Below are 3,659 nucleotides of genomic sequence, written 5' to 3' on the forward strand. Positions count from 1 at the left end.
CGGCGCGCGCAACGTCCACGCTTTGTGCCTGGTCGCGTCGGGCACGGCGATGCTCGCCATTCCGGGGATGACGGACAAGGCGTGGCTGTTCGTGCCGATGCTGGGCATCGGGGTGGGTTGGGCGAGCATGATGGGCAATCCCTACGTGATGCTCACCGACGCGATCCCGCCGGCGCGGACCGGCATCTACATGGGCATCTTCAACATGTTCATCGTCGTGCCGATGCTGATCCAGAGCGTGACGGTGCCGCTGTTCTACCGCGCATGGCTGGGCGCCGACGCGCGCAACATCCTGTACCTGGCCGGGGCCTTCATGCTGGTCGCGGCGGCGGCGACCTTGCTGGTGCGCAGCCCTCGGATCACCCCGCGGTAGATTCGCGCACGATCAACTCGGCAGGCAGCAGCACCGACGACGCCGCCTCACCCGCGATTCGCCGCAGCAAGGTGTCGACCAGCAACGCCGCCCCCTTGGCGATATCCTGCCGGATCGTCGTCAGGCGGGGCGACATCTGCTGGGCAAGCGGTACGTCGTCGTAGCCGACCAGCGCCACGTCGCACGGCACCGTCAGCCCGCGCTCCGTCAGCGCCCGGAACGCACTCACTGCGGTGACGTCCGATGCGGCGAAGATCGCATCCGGAGGGGCGGCGGCGTCCAGATGGGCAGCGACCCCCGCATAGGCGGCCTCCGGCGTCATCGGGATCGTCAGCACGTCGGCGGCCACTCCCGCGGCAGCGGCGGCGGTGACGAAGCCGTTGCAGCGTTCGGCGAATTCCGGCCCGCCCGGATTGCCGACGAACAACAGCCGCCTGCGCCCGAGGCCGATCACATGCTCTGCCGCCAGCGCGCCGCCGCCGCGATTGTCCGATCCGACGGTGACGTGCCGCAGTCCCGGCAAGTCCGCGCCCCACACGACCAGCGGCAGATGACGCGCAGCGGCGCGATCGATCGCCGCGATCTGGTCTGACTGGCCGATCAGGATTACGCCGTCGGTACGCCCTGAATCGACCAGCCGCTCCAGCCAATCCTCATCCGTCGGGGTGACGCGCGACAGCAGCAGGTCATAGCCGTGATCGGTCAGAATATCGGCCAGATGCCCGATCATGCTCATCAGGAAGGGATCGTACAGGTGCTGCCCGCGCTCATGCCCCAGCGGCAGGACCAGCCCGATCGCCTGGGTCCGCCCCATCCGCAGGTTTCGCGCCAGCTGGTTGGGGGTGTAGCCGTGGGCACGCGCCAGCGCCTCGATCCGCTTGCGCGTGCCTGCGTTCACCGCCGATTTGCCCGACAGCGCCCGCGATACCGTCGCCGTCGACACCCCGGCAAGCCGCGCGAGATCGGTCAGGCTGGCGATCGCCCCACCGGTCCGGCCTTCGTTCATAACGCTGCCTCCCGCCAAACCGCCGCGCTCTCAAGCCCAGGGATTTCCATAACGAGCGCAGACGCTTTGGCGACCTATTTCGGCGGCCGGTTCGACGATCGTATCAGCCGCACCGTCGCACGAGGTCGTCACCTCTGTTCCGCCGTCTCGACGGCCACCGGTGATCGGCTCTGCCAAGTCGGGAGGTGTATGATGGCGAGTACGCCAAGCGGCGGTTAACGAGAGAGTTCAAGGCTCTCCTGGGCAAGCTATTCTCTTTGACCCACGACGACCACGTCCGGACCGCCTGGCCTATCATTTCTCCTGTACGGCGTACGCCATGAGAGATGCATGAAACCACGTCTACCATCTCGCCCACTTGGCCCGAATAGCCCATGCCTCTGGGGTTCAGGGTTCGGAGGGGTGCGACGGCTTCGGTGAGCGTGTCGCAACCGTCCCGTCCCCCTCCACCGGCACGATCACCGGCACCAGCAATTGCACCGCCAGCGTCGCCAGCAGATACGATCCCGAACAGATCGCCAGCAGCGGGCCGTAACCCCATCCGGCCGCCAGCAGGGCGGGGGCGAGCTGGATCAGGCCGATCGACCACATGTTGCCGAAGAATGCCGCGATGCCGATCGTCGATCCCACCGCGCGTGCCGGCACCAGATCGGTGGCCAGCGCGAAGATGTTGGTCGAAAATCCCTGATGCGCGAACAGGCCCAGGCCCAGCAGCAACGCCGCGGACCACGCGCTCGACACCACCATCACCAGCGGCACCGGCAGGACCAGGCAGGCATAGATCAGCAGCGTCGTCTTGCGCGCGCGATTGACGCTCCATCCGTTCGCCATCAGCCGCGTCGGCAACCACCCGCCGCTCAGCGCGCCGCACGCCGCCATCAGATAGACCAGCGCCACAGGCAACCCGACCGTCCCTTGCTGAAGCCCGAACATCCGGTGGAACAGGTCGGGCAGCCACGCGAGCATGAAGAACCACACCTGGTCGGACAGCACCTTGGCGATAGCGATCGTCCAGGTGCGGCGTTCGCGGAACAGGCTGGTCCAGGCGATCGGTGCGGGCGCCACCCCTTCGCTGGCGACCGGCATCGGCTTCATCGCCAGCCAGAACACCACCCATACCAGGCCCAGTCCGCCGCCGATCAGGAACGCCGCGCGCCATCCGAACGTGACCGCGATCAGCGGGATGACCAGCGGCGTCACGATCGCGCCGACATTGGGCGCGGTGTTGCCGATGCCCAGCGCGATCGATCGCTCGCGCGCCTCGAAATAGGTCGCGGCCGATTTCACCCCCGCCGGCGTGCCGATCGATTCGGCGGCGCCCAGCACGATGCGCGATGCGATGAAGCCGCCGACGCCGCCGGCAAAGGCATGCGCCATCCCGGCCAGGCTCCACACCGCGACGCCGATGGCATAACCGATGCGCAAGCCGATCCGGTCGAGAAACCAGCCGGTGCCCAGGAACGCGATCGCCGCCGACATCTGGAACGCCGACTGCATGTTGGCGTAATCGCGGTCGGACCAGGCGAATTCCGCCTCCAGCGTCGGCTTCAACAGCGACAGCATCTGGCGGTCGACATAATTCAGCATGGTGGCGAAAAACAGCAAGGCGACGATGCGCCAGCGGCCCCGTTGGGCGATGTCGGTCAAGCGCTTCCCTCCTGCCATCCTCTTTTGCGACAACGGTGTCATACGTCCGCGGCTTAGGCTAGACCCGCATCACCGCTTTCTATCGCATCGCTCTCCATAAGCATCGTCCACGGAGTCCGAAATGGCCGTCACGTCCCGTCCCCCGTATCGGCCGCTCCCGATGGCCGCCGATCTGTACGGCGATATCGAACCCAGCCCGAAGGCGACGTGGCGCCAATATCTGCCCGGCCTGGTCATCGTGCTGGCGGGCACGCTGGCGGCGGGGTTCCTGTCCGACCGTTACGGTGCGCCGTTGACGCTGATGGCGTTGCTGATCGGGCTGGCGCTCAATTTTCTGTCCGCCGATGCGCGGCTCACGCCGGGGCTGGCGTTCGCGTCGCGCTCCTTGCTGCGCTGGGGAATCGTGCTGGTCGGGGTGCGGATCACGTTCGGGCAGATCGTCGCTTTGGGGCCGGTCGCGCTGCTGTGCGTCGTCGTCATCGTCGCGGCGACGATGGGCGCGGGCATCTGGATCGCGCGGCGGCTGGGCTTCGACGCTGCGTTCGGCACGCTGGCGGGCGGCGCCGTCGCGATCTGCGGTGCCAGTGCGGCGATGGCGCTGGCGACCACTTTGGGCGAACGCCGCGCCAATCA

At 67.4% G+C, this 3,659-nt stretch carries 3 protein-coding genes and 1 pseudogene; 2 read left to right on the forward strand and 2 right to left on the reverse strand.

Going from position 1 to position 3,659, the window contains the following annotated elements:
- Window positions 1-373: pseudogene (locus VF649_RS11310) on the forward strand (MFS transporter); the annotation flags it as partial.
- Here the strand turns inward: VF649_RS11310 and VF649_RS11315 are convergent.
- Together VF649_RS11315 and VF649_RS11320 are read right to left on the reverse strand one after the other, a co-directional pair.
- Entirely contained in the window at window positions 360-1,379 is a 1,020-nt protein-coding gene (locus tag VF649_RS11315; protein WP_331012061.1) for a LacI family DNA-binding transcriptional regulator, read from the reverse strand. The pseudogene VF649_RS11310 and the gene VF649_RS11315 overlap by 14 nt on opposite strands.
- 387 nt (window positions 1,380-1,766) lie before the next feature.
- On the reverse strand, window positions 1,767-3,017 hold the full coding sequence (locus VF649_RS11320; protein ID WP_331012062.1) for an MFS transporter: 1,251 nt from the start codon (window positions 3,015-3,017) through the stop codon (window positions 1,767-1,769).
- 130 nt (window positions 3,018-3,147) lie between these two features.
- Between VF649_RS11320 and VF649_RS11325 the strand changes: the two genes are divergently transcribed.
- Window positions 3,148-3,659: putative sulfate exporter family transporter (locus VF649_RS11325; RefSeq protein WP_414713669.1), on the forward strand; the 512-nt coding region annotated here is incomplete at its 3' end.

It is taken from the genome of Sphingomonas sp., from assembly GCF_036387535.1.
In the GTDB taxonomy this organism is placed as follows: Bacteria; Pseudomonadota; Alphaproteobacteria; order Sphingomonadales; family Sphingomonadaceae; genus Sphingomonas_R.